1 protein-coding gene is annotated in these 2,854 nt (G+C 75.6%); it reads right to left on the reverse strand.

Annotation, left to right across the window (positions count from 1 at the left end; genetic code table 11):
• Nucleotides 1–2,854, reverse strand: a 2,854-nt coding sequence (locus AB0I06_RS34195) for an acyltransferase domain-containing protein (protein WP_363122758.1), incomplete at both ends; no start/stop codon positions are given.

Below are 2,854 nucleotides of genomic sequence, written 5' to 3' on the forward strand. Positions count from 1 at the left end.
CCCAGACGACCTCACCGGCATCACCCGGCACAGCCCGCCGCAACCTGGGCACCACCAACCCACCCGACCGCACCGCCACCTGCGCCTCACCGCAAACGACAGCGGCGGTGAGGGCGGTCGTGTCCGTGGCGTCGAGGTCCAGGAGCTGGATGCGGCCCGGGTTCTCGGTCTGTGCCGTGCGCAGCAGGCCCCACAGCGGGGCGTGCGCCAGGTCGGTGACGAGCTCGTCGGCCGCGGTGGCCACAGCGCCCCGGGTGGCGACGACGAGACGGGAGCTCGCGAACCGGTCGTCCGTGAGCCAGGACCGCACCTGGACGAGCGCCCGGTGCGCCACCTCCCGCGCGCTGTCCGGCATCGGGTCGCCGGTGGGTGCCGGGACGTGGGGAGCGAGGACGATCGCGGGGGTGGGCGCGCCCGCGTCGAGGGCTCGGGCCAGCTCGCCGAGGCCGGTCCAGGAGCGGACCGCGCCGTCCGGCAGGCCGAGGTCCGACGCGCGGCCGAGGACGGCCCAGGTGGAGAGGTCGGCCGTGGTCTCCACGGCGGCCGGCCGGGTCCATTCGACCCTGAGCAGGCCGTCGGCGGAGTGGGTGTCCGCGGCCCGCAGCGACTGGGCGGACAGCGGGCGCAGGGTCAGCTCCGCCACATCGGCGACCGGTGCGCCCGACCCGTCGGCCACGGTGAGCGCGACCGTCGTGGAGCCGCCGTTCGCGGCGGTCGGTGCCGCCGCTCCGGCGAGCCGGACGCGCAGTACGGACGCGCCGGCGGCACTCGTGCTCACCCCGGCCCAGGAGAACGGCAGCAACGGCCGGCCCTCGTCACCGGCGACCCCGGGAAGCAGCGGGTGCAGGGCGGCGTCGAGCAGTGCCGGGTGGAGGGTGAACCGGCGTGCCTCGGTGCGCCGGTCCTCGTCGAGGGCGACCTCGGCGCAGAGGTCGTCGCCGGCCCTCCACAGGCGGCGCAGGTTGCGGAACGCGGGCCCGTAGCCGTACCCCTGCCCGGCGAGCCGCTCGTAGGCGCCGGTGAGGTCGATCTCGCGGGCGCCGGCGGGTGGCCAGACCGTGAGCGCCTCGGCGGCCGTGCCGGGGCCGGTGCCCAGCGTGCCGTGGGCGTGGAGGGTCCAGGTCCCGTCGTGGCCGGGGTCGCCGTGGGGCCGGGCGTGGATGCGCACCGGGCGGGTCCCGTCGGTGTCCTCGGCGCCGACGGACACCTGGAGGTGCACGCCGCCGCGCTCCGGCAGCACCAGTGGGGCCGCCAGAGTGAGTTCCTCGACCGTGGCCGCGCCGAGCTGTTCGCCTGCCCTCAGGGCGAGTTCGAGCAGTCCGGTGCCCGGCACGAGCACCGTTCCGGAGACGGTGTGCTCGGTCAGCCAGGGGTGCGTGCCGCGTGACAGGCGTCCGGTGAGGACGTGTTCGTCACGGTCGGCCAGCGGGACGGCCGCGCCGAGCAGCGGGTGGTCGGCCGCCACGAGTCCGAAGCCCGCGGCGTCCGTGACGGTCGTGGGCGCGTCGAGCCAGTAACGCTGCCGCTGGAACGCGTAGAGCGGGAGGTCGGTGCCCTGCGCACCGGGGAAGACGGTCTCCCAGCGCACCTCGGCGCCGCGAGCGGCCAGCATGCCGAGGGCGGCGGTGAACACCTCCGGCTCGGGACGTCCCCTGCGCAGGGCCGGGGTCACGATCCCGGGGGTCTGCTCCAGGGACTCGGCGACCAGGGCGCTCAGCACCCCGTCCGGGCCGAGTTCCAGCCACTCGGTGACCCCGGCCGCCTCCAGGAGGCGTACGCCGTCGAGGAAGCGGACGGCTTGCCGGATGTGGCGCGTCCAGTAGTCGGGCGAGGCGAGGTCCTCGGCCGTGGCCAGTCGGCCGGTGACGTTGGAGACGACGGGGATGCGCGGTTCGTGGAAGGTGAGGTCCGCGGCGATCGCGCGGAACTCGTCCAGGATCTCGTCCATGTGGGGCGAGTGGAAGGCGTGGCTGACCGGGAGCCGCTTGACCCGTGCCCCGTCCTTCTTGAACCGGGCGGTGAGTTCGTCCACGGCGCCGGCGTCGCCGGAGATGACCGTGGCGCGCGGTCCGTTGACACCGGCCACCGCGACGCGGTCGCCGTAGGGGGCGAGCGCGGCGCGTACCGCGTCCTCTCCGGCCTCCACGGCGGCCATGGCGCCGCCCTCCCGCGCGGCCTGCATCAGCCGGCCGCGTTCGGCCACGAGGACGCAGGCGTCGGGCAGGTCGAGGACGCCCGCGAGGTGGGCGGCGGTGACCTCGCCGATGGAGTGACCGAGCAGGAAGTCCGGGGTCAGGCCGTGGTGTTCGGCGAGGCGGAACAGCGCTGTCTCCAGGGCGAACAGCGCGGTCTGGGTGAACGCCGTCTGGTCGAGCAGTGCGGCGTCCGCGCTGTCCTCCGCGGCGAAGAGCACCGACTTCAGCGGGCGCATGAGTTCGGGGTCCAGGTGGGCGCACACCTCGTCCAGGGCCGCCGCGAACACCGGGGAGGCGGCGTACAGTTCGCGGCCCATGCCGAGGCGCTGGGCGCCCTGCCCGGTCAGCAGGAAGGCGGTCTTGCCACGCGGGGACGCGGCGGTGCGCTGCGCGGTGGGACTGGTCGCGCCGCGGCTCAGCGTGGCGAGTCCGTCGAGCAGTCCGGCGCGGTGCCCGGCGACCACCACGGCTCCGCGGCTGTGCCGGGCCCGGCGGGTGCCGAGGGACCAGCCGACGTCCGCGAGGGGCTGCTCGGGGTGGTTGTCGAGGTGGTCGTGCAGGCGTTGGGCCTGGGCGCGCAGCGCCGTCTCGTCCCGCGCGGACAGCACGAACGGAACAGGACCCGACGGCTCCGGCCGCTCGGCGACCTCCTCCTCCTG

This window comes from Streptomyces sp. NPDC050674 (assembly GCF_040654575.1).
Lineage (GTDB): Bacteria > Actinomycetota > Actinomycetes > Streptomycetales > Streptomycetaceae > Streptomyces.